The organism is Salmonella sp. SAL00653 (genome assembly GCF_046552515.1).
Classification (GTDB): Bacteria; Pseudomonadota; Gammaproteobacteria; order Enterobacterales; family Enterobacteriaceae; genus Salmonella; species Salmonella enterica.
Map to the genome: position 1 here is coordinate 48,779 of NZ_JBGDTY010000007.1, position 15,715 is coordinate 64,493.

Annotated in this window: 13 protein-coding genes, 2 pseudogenes and 1 riboswitch; of the genes and pseudogenes, 5 read left to right on the forward strand and 10 right to left on the reverse strand. The window is 54.8% G+C overall.

What is annotated here, in order from left to right; all coding sequences use genetic code 11:
- Positions 1-4: 4 nt before the first annotated feature.
- Entirely contained in the window at positions 5-625 is a 621-nt protein-coding gene (locus ACLJRU_RS10170; protein ID WP_000877505.1) for a YdcF family protein, read from the reverse strand.
- A 517-nt stretch (positions 626-1,142) separates the two neighbouring features.
- Between ACLJRU_RS10170 and ACLJRU_RS10175 the strand changes: the two genes are divergently transcribed.
- Entirely contained in the window at positions 1,143-1,562 is a 420-nt protein-coding gene (locus tag ACLJRU_RS10175) for a DUF4751 family protein (protein WP_023234800.1), read from the forward strand.
- 5 nt (positions 1,563-1,567) lie between these two features.
- On the opposite strand, the pseudogene araD reads toward ACLJRU_RS10175, so the two are convergent.
- The 3 genes and pseudogenes from araD to araB all read right to left on the reverse strand — a co-directional run bounded on the left by araD (position 1,568) and on the right by araB (position 5,621).
- Positions 1,568-2,262: pseudogene (gene araD, locus ACLJRU_RS10180) on the reverse strand (L-ribulose-5-phosphate 4-epimerase).
- Positions 2,263-2,402: 140 nt separating this feature from the next.
- Positions 2,403-3,905 (reverse strand): L-arabinose isomerase, encoded by a 1,503-nt coding sequence (gene araA / locus ACLJRU_RS10185; protein WP_023234802.1) that lies wholly within the window; start codon positions 3,903-3,905, stop codon positions 2,403-2,405.
- 10 nt (positions 3,906-3,915) lie between these two features.
- Positions 3,916-5,621: pseudogene (gene araB / locus ACLJRU_RS10190) on the reverse strand (ribulokinase).
- A 340-nt stretch (positions 5,622-5,961) separates the two neighbouring features.
- On the opposite strand from araB, the gene araC reads away from it, so the two are divergent.
- Together araC and ACLJRU_RS10200 are read left to right on the forward strand one after the other, a co-directional pair.
- Entirely contained in the window at positions 5,962-6,807 is an 846-nt protein-coding gene (araC, locus tag ACLJRU_RS10195; protein ID WP_000852387.1) for an arabinose operon transcriptional regulator AraC, read from the forward strand.
- 118 nt (positions 6,808-6,925) lie between these two features.
- The gene (locus tag ACLJRU_RS10200) at positions 6,926-7,693 is read left to right on the forward strand and encodes a DedA family protein (RefSeq protein ID WP_001148369.1); all 768 of its coding nucleotides are present in this window, start codon (positions 6,926-6,928) and stop codon (positions 7,691-7,693) included.
- A gap of 38 nt (positions 7,694-7,731) precedes the next feature.
- Here the strand turns inward: ACLJRU_RS10200 and thiQ are convergent, their stop codons facing one another.
- From thiQ to sgrR, 4 genes are all read right to left on the reverse strand, one after another.
- Positions 7,732-8,439 (reverse strand): thiamine ABC transporter ATP-binding protein ThiQ, encoded by a 708-nt coding sequence (thiQ, locus tag ACLJRU_RS10205; RefSeq protein WP_001538961.1) that lies wholly within the window; start codon positions 8,437-8,439, stop codon positions 7,732-7,734.
- Positions 8,423-10,033, reverse strand: coding sequence for a thiamine/thiamine pyrophosphate ABC transporter permease ThiP (gene thiP / locus ACLJRU_RS10210; protein ID WP_001538962.1), 1,611 nt, complete (start codon positions 10,031-10,033; stop codon positions 8,423-8,425). The genes thiQ and thiP overlap by 17 nt, the downstream gene beginning before the upstream one ends.
- Positions 10,009-10,992, reverse strand: a complete 984-nt coding sequence (thiB, locus tag ACLJRU_RS10215; protein WP_000915332.1) for a thiamine ABC transporter substrate binding subunit — start codon at positions 10,990-10,992, stop codon at positions 10,009-10,011. Before thiB ends, thiP begins: the two co-directional genes overlap by 25 nt.
- 31 nt (positions 10,993-11,023) lie before the next feature.
- A riboswitch (TPP riboswitch) is annotated at positions 11,024-11,123 on the reverse strand.
- Between the two features lie 46 nt (positions 11,124-11,169).
- A complete protein-coding gene (gene sgrR / locus ACLJRU_RS10220) occupies positions 11,170-12,828 on the reverse strand; it encodes an HTH-type transcriptional regulator SgrR (protein ID WP_038393935.1) in 1,659 nt (552 codons plus the stop codon).
- Between the two features lie 92 nt (positions 12,829-12,920).
- Between sgrR and sgrT the strand changes: the two genes are divergently transcribed.
- Positions 12,921-13,043, forward strand: coding sequence for a glucose uptake inhibitor SgrT (gene sgrT / locus ACLJRU_RS10225; RefSeq protein ID WP_001248755.1), 123 nt, complete (start codon positions 12,921-12,923; stop codon positions 13,041-13,043).
- A gap of 319 nt (positions 13,044-13,362) precedes the next feature.
- Positions 13,363-13,644 carry a DUF5339 family protein gene (locus ACLJRU_RS10230; RefSeq protein ID WP_000755258.1) on the forward strand — a complete coding sequence of 94 codons (282 nt, stop codon included), beginning with the start codon at positions 13,363-13,365 and terminating at the stop codon, positions 13,642-13,644.
- 53 nt (positions 13,645-13,697) lie between these two features.
- On the opposite strand, the gene leuD is transcribed toward ACLJRU_RS10230, so the two are convergent.
- Together leuD and leuC are read right to left on the reverse strand one after the other, a co-directional pair.
- Complete coding sequence (leuD, locus tag ACLJRU_RS10235) at positions 13,698-14,303, reverse strand: 3-isopropylmalate dehydratase small subunit (RefSeq protein WP_000818265.1); 606 nt, start codon at positions 14,301-14,303, stop codon at positions 13,698-13,700.
- Between the two features lie 10 nt (positions 14,304-14,313).
- Positions 14,314-15,714, reverse strand: a complete 1,401-nt coding sequence (gene leuC, locus ACLJRU_RS10240; protein WP_001140632.1) for a 3-isopropylmalate dehydratase large subunit — start codon at positions 15,712-15,714, stop codon at positions 14,314-14,316.
- Position 15,715 lies beyond the last annotated feature (1 nt).

Here is a 15,715-nt window from a genome sequence, read left to right on the forward strand (position 1 = left end):
TGTTTTAGGGGGTAATACTGTTATTTTGTACAGGCATATAACGTAAAAGCCGATATCCGCTGTAATAAAAAGTTTCTCGCAGTAAGAAGCGGGTTTGCGCCCACCAGGATTTATAGCGGGTGGATCGCGTGGGTGATGAGCGGCTATCGATACCATTATCCTGAGCGATAGTTTTCAGACGCAGCATATGCAGCGGATCGCTGACCAGTAACGCTGTGCGCCATTGTTGTTGTCGCAGTATCTGTTTTGCGTAACGAATATTTTCGCGCGTCACGGTAGAGCGCTCTTCAATAAAAATCGCCTTAGCCGGAATCCCTTTTTCCAGAACGTATTGACGGGCTATCGCCGCGTCGGAAACCGTTGCGCCAGCGCCGTAGCCGCCGGTTAATACCAACGCGCGGACAATGTGTTGTTGGTAAAGCCAGATGGCATGATCCAGTCTGGCCTGAAAAACGGGAGAAGGCGTTTTTCCGCTAACGCCTGCTCCTGCGACAATCGCGCAGTCAGCTATGCGCGTCTGGTTTTGCTGACTGAACTGATAAATAGCGATGGCATTATGGATAAACACCGTAGCCATAATGAGAATTATGCCTGCCGCGATTCTGATGATGTAGCGATATTTCATGAATGAGTTCGTTCCCCGTGACGGGTGTAATGGATATTTTAACGATAAAATGGCTTTTAGCGTCAGATATTTTTGCTGACGTATATTTATCAATATAATGATGCCGGTATATACAGCAGATATAATTATCCTATAACTGCTAATTTTGAATCATGTTTATTTACAGTTTTTACCCATGTATTAGCCGTTTTGTGTCAAGTCTGTTTTCATACATTAAGTATTTTTCAGAAAGGCGCTTGTTCGAATCTGTTACTTATTTCTCGGATTAACAAAAAAGCGATATTTTTTGTTTGTTTTACTTAATGAAAAGTGTAACAATTTCATTTGGAACATCCGCACCGTCAGGTAGAAATATAATATTTCAATTGGCCGCTATGGTTAAATAAAAATGGATTACAGTGCGAATTCGTCGGGAGCTCTCTGCATAATTTAATTTTTATTTTAGAATATAATTTTATTTTGACTTTCGGGTGCGGGTGTTTTTATCAAAATTTGTGGTATTCGGGAATGATCTTTTATGAATGTGAGTATGCAGGCGCGTCTGGTAGGGAACGACCATTATCTTTTCGTCAATACTCAACGCGCTAACCCTTCCATAAAAACCGTGAGTCGATTTTTTGAGTATAAAACATGGACAGAACAGATTTGGCGTACCGAGATTATTGAAAACGGCAATGCTTTTTTTCACTGGCAAGGACACGACAGAAAAAACGGACATCGGGATACCATTATTAACTATCTGTTAAATGGGCAACGCTGGCAGTCAACAATCGAAGATTATATTTTCTTCCATGCGCTGGAAGGAAAAGCGTGGCAGGGACATTATGACAATATTATTGAATATGTGAGTTCTGATCATTACGTCTATCAAAGCGCATTTGCTGAATATATCACCGACCAGACTCATCAACGCGCCCCCCATGGGACGCGTTTTTAGAGGCATTACTGCCCGTAATAGGCTTTTGCGCCATGTTTGCGTAGATAGTGTTTATCCAGCAGGGATTGCTGCATGTCGGGCAACTGCGGCGCAAGCTGGCGGCAGAAGATCCCCATATAGGCCACTTCTTCCAGCACGATGGCGTTATGCACGGCATCCTCGGCATTTTACCCCAGGCAAACGGGCCGTGCGAATGGACAAGCACGCCGGGCATTTGAGCGGCGTCAATACCTTGTTTTTCAAAGGTTTCAACAATGACATTGCCCGTTTCCCATTCATACTCGCCATTAATTTCCGCCTCGGTCATTTTGCGAGTGCAGGGAATCGTACCGTAGAAATAGTCGGCATGGGTGGTTCCCGTCGCCGGAATCGGCTGACCCGCCTGCGCCCAGATAGTCGCGTGGCGCGAATGGGTGTGTACGATGCCGCCGATAGTCGGAAATGCCTGGTACAACAGACGGTGGGTTGGCGTATCGGACGACGGTTTCTTATGACCTTCAACGACTTCACCGGTCTCCAGGCTGACCACCACCATATCGTCAGCGGTCATGACGCTATAATCGACGCCGGACGGCTTAATCACCAGTACGCCGCGTTCGCGATCGACGGCGCTAACGTTACCCCAGGTGAGGGTGACCAGGTTGTGTTTTGGCAGCGCCAGATTGGCTTCCAGTACCTGGCGTTTGAGATCTTCTAACATTGTTTTCTCCCTGCCGGATGGCGCTTCGCTTATCCGGCCTACGAGCGACGGTGTGCCGGATGGCGACATAAATGCCTTATTCGGCCTACAGGACCGTAGGCCCGGTAAACGCAGTACCACCGGGTATTCAGACTCCACTTTTAGCGTTTTAAACCGTAATACACCTCGTTCCAGCGCAGCGCGTCCTTAAAGGCCGGCAGACGGGTATCATTATCAATTACCGCGATTTCGATATCGTGTATTTCTGCGAACTGGCGCATATCGTTCAGATCCAGCGCGTGGCTGAAGACGGTATGGTGCGCGCCGCCAGCCAGAATCCACGCTTCGGAGGCGGTCGGCAGATCCGGCTGCGCCTTCCACAGCGCGTTAGCCACCGGCAGTTTCGGCAGGGAGTGCGGCGTTTTTACGGTGTCAATGCAGTTGACCAGCAGGCGATAACGATCGCCGAGGTCGATCAGGCTGGCGACGATCGCCGGGCCGGTTTGGGTATTGAAAATCAAACGCGCCGGCTCTTCCTTGCCGCCAATGCCGAGGTGCTGGACGTCGAGGATCAGTTTCTCTTCCACCGCGATGGACGGACACACCTCCAGCATGTGCGAGCCGAGCACCAGATCGTTGCCTTTCTCGAAGTGGTAGGTGTAATCCTCCATAAATGAGGTGCCGCCCTGCAGACCGGTTGACATCACTTTCATAATGCGAAGCAGAGCGGCGGTTTTCCAGTCGCCTTCGCCCGCAAAGCCGTAGCCTTGCTGCATCAGACGCTGTACGGCCAGACCCGGAAGCTGTTTCAGACCGTGTAAATCTTCAAAGGTAGTAGTGAATGCGTGGAAGCCGCCCTGTTCCAGGAAACGCTTCATACCGAGTTCAATACGCGCCGCCTCCCGCACGTTCTGGCGTTTATCGCCGTGGATTTGGGTGGCGGGCGTCAGGGTATAGCTGCTTTCATACTCGTCAATCAGAGCGTTGATATCGCCGTCGCCGATAGAATTCACCACCTGCACCAGATCGCCGACCGCCCAGGTATTGACCGAAAAGCCAAATTTGATTTGCGCGGCCACTTTATCACCGTCAGTCACTGCGACTTCACGCATATTGTCGCCGAAGCGGCAGACTTTTAGCTGGCGGGTATCCTGTTTAGAGACCGCCTGGCGCATCCAGGCACCGATACGCGTATGGGCCTCTTTATCCTGCCAGTGACCGGTGACGACCGCGTGCTGCTGGCGCATCCGCGCGCCGATAAAACCGAACTCACGACCGCCGTGCGCAGTCTGGTTCAGGTTCATAAAGTCCATATCAATGCTGTCCCACGGCAGGGCGGCGTTAAATTGGGTATGGAATTGCAGTAGTGGTTTGTTAAGGATACTCAGCCCGTTGATCCACATTTTGGCCGGGGAGAAGGTGTGCAGCCAGACCACCAGCCCTGCGCAGCGATCGTCATAATTGGCGTCACGACAAATGGCGGTAATCTCATCCGGCGAGGTGCCCAGCGGTTTTAATACCAGTTTACATGGCAGTTTGGCTTCGGTATTCAGCGCGTTGACCACATGCTCGGCATGTTGAGTGACCTGACGCAGGGTTTCTGCGCCATACAAATGCTGGCTGCCAATCACAAACCATACTTCATAATTATCAAAAATCGTCATTGTCGTGTCCTTAATGAGTCAGGATTGCCTGATTGGCCGGGGTCGTTGGCGCCGGCGCGGCAGTCGGAAGATAATGTTGTTCTGCGCTTAGCGCCCACTGCTGGTAGCGGCGGTAAAGCTGTTCGAAGCGTTGCGCCTGTTCAGGGGGGGGCGCAGAGTGCGTTCTACCGCGCTCGCCATGCTTTGCTGGGCGGCTGGAATGTCGGCATGGACTTTCGCAGCGACGGCGGCAAAGATAGCGGCGCCTAATGCGCAACACTGGTCGGAAGCGACGATCTGCAACGGACGATTCAGTACGTCGCAGCAGACCTGCATAATGACCTGATTTTTACGGGCGATGCCGCCAAGCGCCATCACGTTATTGACCGCGATACCCTGATCGGTAAAACACTCCTGAATGGCGCGCGCCGAAGGCGGTCGAAGCGACCAGACCGCCAAACAGCGCTGGCGCGTCGGTGGCGAGATTGAGATCGGTAATGACGCCTTTCAGACGCTGATTAGCGTTTGGCGTGCGGCGACCGTTAAACCAGTCGAGCACCACCGGCAGGTGATCCAGGGACGGATTTTTCGCCCAGGCGTCGGTGAGCGCTGGCAGTAGCTGCTTCTGGCTGGCGTTAATCTGGGGTTTCAGTTCCGGGTGCTGCGCGGCAAGTTGCTCCAGCGGCCAGCTCAACACGCGGCTAAACCAGGCGTAGATATCGCCGAAAGCAGATTGCCCCGCTTCCAGACCGATAAAGTTCGGCACCACGCTGCCGTCAACCTGACCGCAAATGCCTTTCACGGCGCGATCCCCGACGCTCTGTTTATCCGCAATCAGAATGTCGCAGGTAGACGTGCCGATGACTTTTACCAGCGTATTGGGCTGTGCGCCCGCGCCGACCGCGCCCATGTGGCAGTCGAACGCGCCGCCGGAAATCACCACGCTTTCCGGCAAGCCGAGGCGCTGCGCCCATTCGGCGCACAGGGTGCCCACGGGCAGATCGGCGGTGAAGGTTTCGCTAAATAACGGGTAGCGCAGATGACGGTTAATGCACGGATCGAGTTCATCAAAGAAGCTCGCGGGCGGCAGACCGCCCCAGCTTTCATGCCACAGTGTTTTGTGCCCGGCGCTGCAGCGGCCACGGCGGATATCCTGCGGGCGAGTGGTGCCGGAAAGCAGCGCCGGCACCCAGTCACACAGTTCAATCCACGAGACGGCGGCCTGCGCGACGGCGCTATCTGGCGGGTGACGTGCAGAATCTTCGCCCAGAACCATTCGCTGGAGTAAATGCCGCCAATATAGCGGGAGTAGTCGACCTTGCCTGGCTTATGGCACAGACGAGTGATTTCGTCGGCCTCTTCCACGGCGGTGTGATCTTTCCACAGCACAAACATCGCATTCGGGTTCTCGGCGAACTCCGGACGCAGCGCCAGGACGTTACCGTCGGCGTCAATCGGCGCTGGCGTAGAACCGGTGCTGTCAACGCCAATGCCAACGATATTTGCGCGTTGCGCGGCGCTTAATTGTGCCAGAACGGCTTTCAGCGCGGCCTCCATTGACTCCATGTAGTCGCGCGGATGATGACGGAACTGGTTGTTCGGGCCGTCGCAATAACGGCCTTCTTGCCAGCGCGGATACCACTCTACGCTGGTGGCGATCTCGTCGCCGGTGGCGCAGTCCACTGCCAGAGCGCGCACTGAATCACTGCCAAAATCGAGGCCGATTGCAATTGCCATCGTCTTACTCCATCCAGAAAAACAGGTATGGAGAAACAGTAGAGAGTCGCGGCAAAAACCGTCAGGCAGGATCCGCTAATCTTATGGACAAAAATGCTAATGCTTTGCAAAGTGTGACGCTGTGCAAATATTCAATGTGGACATTCCAGCCATAGTTATAGACACTTCTGTTACTTAATTTTATCGCCTGAACTGTACGCTTTTGTTACAAAGCGCTTTTCACAAGCGGGGTTGATACGTGCTTTCATCAAGCGCGAGGTCTTGCGGAGACGTAAGCACTGTCGTCCTGGTCAATATGGACAATTTGTTTCTTCTCTGAACATCGGGGGGTAGAGAAATCATGGCTGAAACGCAAAATGATCCGCTATTGCCGGGATATTCATTTAATGCCCATCTGGTCGCCGGACTGACGCCAATTGAAGCGAATGGATATCTGGATTTTTTTATCGATCGTCCGTTGGGCATGAAGGGATATATTCTTAACCTGACCATCCGCGGAGAGGGCGTCATTAATAATAATGGCGAGCAGTTTGTCTGTCGGCCTGGCGATATATTATTGTTTCCGCCGGGCGAGATTCATCACTATGGACGGCATCCGGACGCCAGCGAGTGGTATCACCAGTGGGTTTATTTCCGGCCTCGCGCCTACTGGCAGGAGTGGCTGACCTGGCCGACAATCTTTGCCCAGACAGGATTTTTCCGCCCGGACGAGGCGCGCCAGCCGCATTTCAGCGAACTGTTCGGGCAGATCATCAGCGCCGGGCAAGGGGAAGGCCGCTATTCTGAGCTACTGGCGATCAATCTGCTGGAGCAGCTGTTGCTCAGACGTATGGCGGTAATTAATGAGTCGTTGCATCCGCCGATGGATAGCCGTGTGCGCGATGCCTGCCAGTATATCAGCGACCATCTCGCGGACAGTCATTTTGATATCGCCAGCGTCGCCCAGCATGTCTGCCTGTCGCCCTCCCGGTTATCGCATCTGTTCCGCCAGCAGTTAGGCATTAGCGTATTGAGTTGGCGCGAAGATCAGCGTATCAGCCAGGCGAAACTCCTGCTTAGCACCACGCGAATGCCGATAGCGACCGTTGGGCGCAATGTTGGATTTGACGATCAGCTCTATTTTTCTCGGGTATTTAAAAAATGCACCGGGGCAAGTCCTAGCGAGTTCAGGGCCGGATGTGAATAAAAAGTGAATGATGTGTCCACAAAGATGTCATAAGCCGTAACTATTCGGATAATTGACGGCTTGACGAAGGGGGACGGGGTAAGCAGAATCCCTGCTTCATCACGCTGACGGACACACTATGCAAGCACTGCTGGAACACTTTATCACCCAATCCACTCTGTATTCGCTTATCGCCGTGTTGCTGGTCGCCTTCCTGGAATCGCTGGCGCTGGTGGGGTTGATTTTACCCGGCACGGTACTGATGGCGGGGCTGGGCGCGCTTATCGGCAGCGGCGAGCTCAATTTTTGGCATGCCTGGCTGGTGGGTATTATCGGCTGTCTGATGGGCGACTGGATTTCGTTCTGGCTGGGGTGGCGTTTTAAAAAGCCGCTACACCGCTGGTCTTTTATGAAAAAGAACAAGTCGCTGCTGGATAAAACCGAACACGCGCTGCATCAGCACAGTATGTTCACGATCCTGGTCGGACGTTTTGTCGGTCCGACGAGGCCGCTGGTGCCGATGGTGGCAGGGATGCTGGATCTTCCCGTGGCGAAATTTATTGGGCCGAACTTGATTGGCTGTTTGCTGTGGCCGCCGTTTTATTTCCTGCCGGGCATTCTGGCGGGAGCGGCAATCGATATTCCTTCCGATATGCAGAGCGGAGATTTCAAATGGCTGCTGCTGGCGACGGCGTTGCTGCTGTGGGTCGGAGGCTGGCTATGCTGGCGGCTGTGGCGCAGCGGCAAAGCGGCAGTCGATCGTTTAACCGCGTATTTCCCCCGCAGCCGTTTGCTGTATCTGGCGCCGTTGACGCTCGGGATCGGCGTGGTCGCGCTGGTGGTGCTGGTTCGCCACCCGCTGATGCCGGTATATATCGATATTCTGCGCAAAGTTGTGGGTTACTAACGATTCCTTTGCCGGATGGCGGCTTCGCCTTATCCGGCCTACAAAATATGGGATTTGATGCCCAATAGCGCTGAGGCGCTGGCTTGACCGCTTAGTAGCTCGTCTGTTTTGCCTTGCCACGCAATGCGTCCGTCGGCGACGACGATTGACCGGGGCGCAATTCGCGCCGCATCTTCCACGCTGTGCGAGACCATCAACAGCGTGAGCTGTCGCTCGCGGCAGATATCGCTGACCAACGTCAGCATCTCCTGGCGCAGCGTGGGATCGAGCGCGGAGAACGGTTCATCCAGCAGCAGTACCGGCTGTTCACGTACCAGGCAGCGCGCCAGCGCTACCCGCTGACGCTGGCCGCCGGACAGTTCGCCCGGTAAACGCGTCATCAGACTCTCAATGCCCATCTGACGTGCGATAGCGTCCCGTTTTTCCCGCTGGCTGGCGTTGAGCGTTAACCCGGGGTTTAGCCCCAGACCGATATTTTGCTGCACATTCAGGTGGCTGAATAAATTATTCTCCTGAAACAGCATTGAGACCGGACGGCGTGAGGGCGGCGTAAGCGTATGATCTTCACCGGCAATCAGTAACGTACCGCTGGCAGGCGCAAGAAAACCGGCAATTAAATTCAACAACGTGCTTTTCCCCGCGCCGCTGGGGCCAAGAATCGCCACCTGCTCGCCGCGTTCTACCGCCAGCGTAAAACGCATCGGCAAATGATGGTAAAGCCAGGTGATATCAATCAGTTTTAGCATGTCGGCCCGGTAGTTTCTCTATGAGGGTAAATAACGTAAAGCAGAGCAGCAGCAGTATCAGCGCGGTCACCGCGCCGTCCTGGCTGCGGTAGGAGCCGATCTGCTGATACAGATAAAACGGCAGCGTGCGGAAATTGTCATTGCCGAAAAGCGCGACGACGCCAAAATCACCGATAGAAAGTACGCAGGCAAACGCCAGCGCCTGCGCCAGCGGACGTTTCAGCGCCCGCAGTTCCACGACCTTTAACCGCGACCAGCCTTCAATTCCTAATGACTGGCACAGCATTCCATAACGGGCGGTAATATCGCGCATTGGGTTTTCCAGGACTTTTAGCGCGTAGGGGATTGCCATCAGCGCATTGGTGAAAATCACGATGCCGTCGGCGGATTCCGGTAAGCCAACGCTGTTATTGAGCAGTAAAAAGAAGCCTGTCGCCAGCACGATCCCCGGCATCGCGAGGATCAACATCCCGCTGAGTTCCAGCGTTTGTCCGGCGAATAGTTGCTGGCGTTGGCGTAGCTCGCGGCTACTCCACAGTAGCATCATGGTCAGCACCACACACAGAACGCCCGCCGCCAGCGCAATGCGTAGCGATGTCCAGACAGCCTGCCACAGAATGGGTTGCGCCAGCACCTCCGGCAGGCTGCGGTTGATGCCATCGACCACCACGGCGACCAGCGGCGGAAGCAGCAGCAGCAGCGCCAGCACGATTAATAAGGCGTCCGTCAGACGGCTGTGGAGACAATCGTCAGGATCGCGCCAACCCTGCGTCAGCGTCATCCCCGGCGCAATCGCTTTGCTCAACCGTTGGCTTAGCAGTACCAGCGCCAGGCAGCAGACCATCTGGATTAATGCCAGCATCGCCGCGCGGGCGGGATCGTAGTCATAACTGAGCGCCTGAAAGATAGCCAGCTCGATAGTGGTGGCCTGCGGGCCGCCGCCGAGCGACAGAACCGTTGCGAAACTGGCGAAGCAGAGCATAAAAATCAGCGCCGCGACGGGCGGAATTTGGCGGCGCAGCCACGGCCATTCGACAAAACGGAAAAAATGCCAGCCGCGCATACCGAGCTGGGCGGCGAGCTGGCGCTGCTCGCCGGGAATGCTTTCCAAAGATTGCAGCAACAAACGGCTCGCCATTGGCAGGTTAAAAAAGACGTGCGCCAGTAAAATGCCCTGCAAGCCGTAGGGGGAGAATGTCCACTGAAGCCCCAGCATCTGCCACAGCGAGGCCAGCCAGCCCTGACGGCCATACACGCTAAGAATACCGAACACGGCAACCAGTACCGGCAGAATCAGCGTCATGGCGCACAGACGCAGCAGCGCCAGACGTCCAGGAAAACGGCGTCGATAAAGCGCGCGGGCGAGAAAAACCGCCGGGACCACAGACAGCACTGCGGACAGAAACGCCTGCCAGAATGAGAAGCGCACCACATGCCACAGGTAGCTATCCCGCCAGATTGTCGACCACGCGCCCGACGGCGCGTTCAGCCAAAGCGCCAGAAAGGCCGCCAGCGAGACGGTTATCATCAGCGCGGCGGCGCACAGCCCCGGAATCAGCCAGCCGGGAATTAACGGCTGACGGCGCGTTGCCATTCGCTAATCCATGCCTGGCGTTGTGCTGCCACTTGTTGCGGCGTGAATTCCAGCGTTGTGGCGGGTTTGGCCAATGATTCAAACCCTGCGGGTAAGGCGACGTCCGCTACCGGGTACATCCAGTTGCCGGTGGGTATGGCGTTCTGAAACGCCGGAGAAACCATAAATTTGAGGAATTTCTCCGCCAGTTCCGGCTGCTTACTGGCGACGGTACGCGCCGCGACTTCTACCTGTAAGTAATGGCCTTCGCTGAAGTTCGCGGCGGCGTAATTGTCCTTCTTCTCTTCAATAATGTGATACGCCGGAGAGGTGGTGTAACTGAGCACCAAATCGCTTTCACCTTTCAGAAATAAACCGTAGGCCTCGCTCCAGCCTTTCGTCACCGTCACCGTTTTGGCCGCCAGTTTTTGCCAGGCCTGCGGCGCGTTATCGCCATAGACTTTGCGCATCCACAGTAACAGCCCCAGCCCTGGCGTACTGGTACGCGGGTCCTGATAAATCACCCGCCATTTTTGATCGCTCTCGACCAGTTCTTTCAGGCTTTTCGGCGGATTTCTCAGCTTGCTTTTATCGTAGACAAAGGCGAAATAGCCGTAATCGAACGGCACAAATGTGTCGTTTTTCCAGCCGCCGGGCACCTTGACCGCCTCATTCGCCACGCCGCTTTTGGCAAAAAGTTTAGTTTGCGTGGCCGCTTCCAGCAGATTATTGTCCAGCCCCAACACCACATCGGCTTTGCTGTTCTTCCCCTCCATCCGCAGGCGGTTGAGCAGTGAAACGCCATCCTCCAGCGCCACCAGTTTCAGCTCGCAGTTGCAATCGGCTTCAAACGCTTTTTTCACCGCCGGGCCTGGCCCCCAGTCGGCGGCGAACGAGTCGTAGGTATAGACGGTGAGAACGGGTTTGGCGAAAGCAGGCGCCGCGCACAGGAGTAAAAGCGGAAGATATTTTTTTAACACTTTGCACCTCAGTTAAAGAGTGGCAAAGGACTTGAGAGGTAACCTCAAATCCCTTCGCCGGCATTATCCGGATCAGGTTCGACGGGTATTTTCTCAGCGCGCGCATGAGCGCGGCACCCCGTTGAGTTCGGCGTTAGTGTAGTGATTTTGTTGCCGGGCAGCAATCAAGAGCTGGCGTTAAGGATCTGGCGGCGCAAACCACGCCGATTTAAAATCAAACCAGCCGAGGGTATTCATGCGCAGCCCGCGCATACTGCGTTGTCCCTGGATAATCAGCCAGTGGTGGATCAACGGCACAATCGCTTTGTTGGCCAGCAGTTGCTGGCACCAGTTCGCCAGGTTCATCTCGCCAGCGCGCCACTGCGCGGCGTCGTCCTGCCAGTCGCGCGGAATGCAGTTCTGCAAGAGTGGTACTTCGCACAGGTGCGCGAACAGCGAGAAATCCAGCGGCAGCGTAAAGTTAGCGCTATTGAGCCAGATATCGCTTTCGATCTCGCCGGCGTGCCATTGATCGTAGTCGATCTCCTGAATATGCAGATGCACCTGATGCTCAGCCAGAAGCGCGCTCATGATACGGGCGATAACCCGGTGCTCAATGTGTTCGCGATAGAAGGTCAGCGTGAGGGTTTCCAGACCGGCGGGTTTTTCGCCCGGGCCTGGACGGGCGTGATGCCAGCGCGGTAAAAGCCCATAGGCCGGGAACCAGAGCTGCTGTAGCGGTTCATCGGCATGATAGAGTAAATTGGTGGGGGAGAGGACGTGGCTTACCCATTCTCTGACCTGCGGATGCGCGCCGCGCGGCGTTCTGGCGTCGAATAGCAGGTAATAGCACCCCTTTTCCAGTCGGCTTTCTATCGCTTTTTCACCGCCTTGTATCGGCCCTTCCAGCATCAAGCCGCAGGCCGGTTCTTCACTGATATCCGGCAGTACCCAGACGTTCACTTCGTCTATCAACGCCCGGTAGCCGAAGTAATCATCAAAGGCGAGTATCTTGAGCTGGTTTGGCGTATTACGCCGCACGGCATAAGGCCCGGTGCCGATAGGGTGGCTGGCGAAATTAGCCAGCGTTTCCCACTCCTGCAGCAAAATCATCGCCGGGACCTGGCCCAGCAGCCACGGCAACCAGCGATCCGGCTGGGAAAGATGAATATCCAGCGTCCACGCGGTAGGGGAGTCTATCTTTGTGATGTGCGAGTAAAGCGGAAGCGTATTGATACGCGTCAGCGAGGCGATGACATCTTCCATCTCCAGCTCGCGGCCATGATGAAAATGAATGCCGGGGCGCAGGTAGAAGCGCCACAGTAAAGGGGAAATTTGCTGCCAGTGGTGCGCAATGTCCGCTTCCAGTTCCCCGTTTTCCTCATTTACCCGCGTGAGCGAACTGAAAATTTGCCGGGCAATATGGGTTTCCGAGCGACGTAATGCGGTTCCCGGCAGGAGATTGTGCATCGGACGATAGTAAAGAACCCGCAGAATATGCCGCCCCTGGCGGAAGCTGCGTCCCAGATGGGAAATCAGCATTTGCCTGACAGCGCTTTTATCGCCGACCAGTTGTACCAGTTGATCGATTCGATCTTGTTCCAGCAGGTCTTCCGCCCGCTGCTGTTGCAGCGCCAGTCCGGTATACAGGAACGTCAGACGCGAACGCTTTCCGCGTCCGACCTCGGCTTCCCATGTTAGCCAACCGCGCGCCTGCATCGTATTTAGCAGCGTACGCATATGGCGACGCGAACAGTTCAGCAGATCCGCCAGCTCATTAAGCGTGGTGTCTTGCGTTTTACCGTCACAACATTGCCAGAGACGGATAAATTGTTGTTGCAGGCGACCTGAGGGCATAAAAGGGGAACTCCGATGAAAAACTCAGCAATTTTATTATCCCTATATTAGGCCAATAATATCTTTCGATGAAGCAAGAGGAAGAGGTCACTATGCGCCAGTTCTGGTTGAGATATTTTGCCGCGACGGAAAAAACGTCCTGGCTGGCTTGCCTGAGCGCGCCGCAGCGCTTAAAAATGCTCGCGGAACTGATGCAGTGGGAGGCGACCGATTGAAGCCAATTGCAGACATCATGTGTGACTGAGTATTGGTGTAGGCGATAGCCTAAAATCACCCGCCAGCAGATAATATCTGCTGGCTTTTTTTATTTCGGCTGTTTCTGGATGACGACGATGGGACGGCGTCTCAACGGGATTTATACGGCGGTTTCTGTGGTCACGTAGGTGATGACCGGGCGAGTAAAAGACGTGTAATGTTGCGTGACAAGCGCCATTTTGCATGGTACTGAAACAGACTTTTTTTTATTTTTATCATCGCTAATCTTATACGCGTTATCGCATGGTGCTTTAACGTGTTTAGTACAAAGGAATGATAATGAAAAAGGTTTTTTTGCTTGCAGCGCTTTTTGCTATGTCCAACTCCTCTTTCGCGGCAATGGCTGAAAGTTGTCAGCAATATTTTAATGATATTGATGCCCTGGTTGAGCAGGCTGCAGCAACGAGTGAACAGGCAAAACAGCAATTTGACGCGATGAAGCCTCAACTCGAAGCGTCAAAAAAACAGTTGGAAACTGTAGCTGCATCTGACCAGGATGCTGCGTGTAAGCAGGCTCTGGCGTCAATGGTTCAGATTAAACAGGCTCTGGGATTAAAATAAGATAGATACCAGCAATAAGCGATGAGTATCGCTTATTGCTGGTCGTTTTGGTATCAACGCATAAACTCAGGCTGCTTGTCTTCGTACTCGGCAATCGCGTCTTCGTGCTGCAGCGTCAGCCCAATGCTGTCCAGGCCGTTCAACATGCAGTGGCGGCGGAAGTCGTCGATTTTAAAGCTATAGGTTTTATCGCCTGCTTTCACCACCTGTGCTTCCAGATCCACTTCAAAATGAATCCCCGGATTGGCTTTCACCAGAGCAAACAGCTCATCGACCTGTGCGTCGCTCAGGGTTACCGGCAGCAGTTGGTTATTGAAACTGTTGCCGTAGAAGATGTCGGCGAAGCTTGGCGCGATCACCACTTTAAAGCCGTAGTCGGTCAGCGCCCACGGCGCGTGCTCGCGTGACGAGCCGCAGCCAAAGTTTTCCCGCGCCAGCAATATCGACGCGCCTTGATATTCCGGAAAGTTCAACACGAATTCCGGATTTGGCTGTTGGCCCTTTTCGTCCAGGAAGCGCCAGTCGTTAAACAGATGGGCGCCAAAACCGGTGCGCGTAACCTTCTGCAAAAACTGTTTAGGGATAATTGCATCGGTATCGACGTTGGCGGCATCCAGTGGGACAACCAGGCCGGTATGCTGGGTAAATTTCTCTGCCATGGTAGTTTCCTTATTTGATGCTGCGAATATCGGCGAAGTGGCCGGTAACGGCGGCAGCGGCGGCCATCGCCGGGCTGACTAAATGCGTGCGACCCCCGCGGCCCTGACGACCTTCAAAGTTACGGTTGCTGGTGGATGCGCAGCGCTCGCCCGGGTTCAGGCGGTCATTATTCATGGCCAGGCACATGGAACAGCCCGGTAAGCGCCATTCAAATCCTGCTTCGATAAAGATCTTGTCCAGACCTTCCGCTTCCGCCTGCGCTTTCACCGGACCTGAACCCGGCACCACCAGAGCCTGCACGCCCGGCGCCACTTTGCGCCCTTTGGCGACTTCTGCCGCCGCGCGCAAATCTTCAATGCGCGAATTGGTACAAGAGCCGATAAAGACTTTATCGATAGCAACGTCCGTTAACGGTACGCCCGGCTGTAAGCCCATATAAGCCAGCGCTTTTTCGGCGCTGGCGCGTTCAACCGGATCGCTAAAGGAGGCGGGATCGGGGATGATGTCGGTGACGGAAATCACCTGGCCCGGATTCGTGCCCCAGGTCACCTGCGGCGCGATCTCTTCTGCTCGCAGGGTGACGACAGTATCAAAGGTCGCGCCGTCATCGGTTTTCAGCGTTTTCCAGTACTCGACGGCTTCGTCAAAATCGCGGCCCTTCGGCGCGTGCAAACGCCCTTTTACGTAGTTGAAAGTGGTTTCATCCGGGGCGACCAGACCGGCTTTGGCGCCCATCTCAATCGCCATATTGCACAGCGTCATGCGGCCTTCCATACTCAGCGCGCGGATCGCGTCGCCGCAAAATTCAACCACGTGTCCGGTGCCGCCGGCGCTACCGGTTTTACCGATGATCGCCAGCACGATGTCTTTGGCGGTAATGCCCGGCGCGGCGTTGCCCGTGACTTCAATCTTCATGGTTTTAGCGCGCCCCTGTTTCAGGGTTTGCGTCGCCAGTACATGTTCTACCTCAGAAGTGCCGATGCCGAAGGCCAGCGCGCCAAACGCGCCGTGGGTGGCGGTGTGGGAGTCGCCGCAGACGATGGTCATGCCCGGCAGGGTGACGCCCTGTTCCGGCCCCATCACATGGACGATGCCCTGATATGGGTGATTCAGGTCATACAGCTCGACGCCGAACTCGTTACAGTTCTTAATCAGCTCCTGCATCTGGATACGCGCCATTTCACCGGAAGCATTAATGTCTTTAGTCTGCGTCGAGACGTTGTGATCCATCGTAGCGAAGGTTTTCCCTGGCTGACGTACCGGACGATGGTGCGCGCGCAGACCGTCAAACGCCTGCGGAGAGGTGACTTCATGCACCAGGTGGCGGTCGATGTACAGCAGCGGCGTTTCGTTTGGCGCCTCAAAGACCACGTGGGCATCAAATAATTTTTCGTATAACGTTTTGGCCATG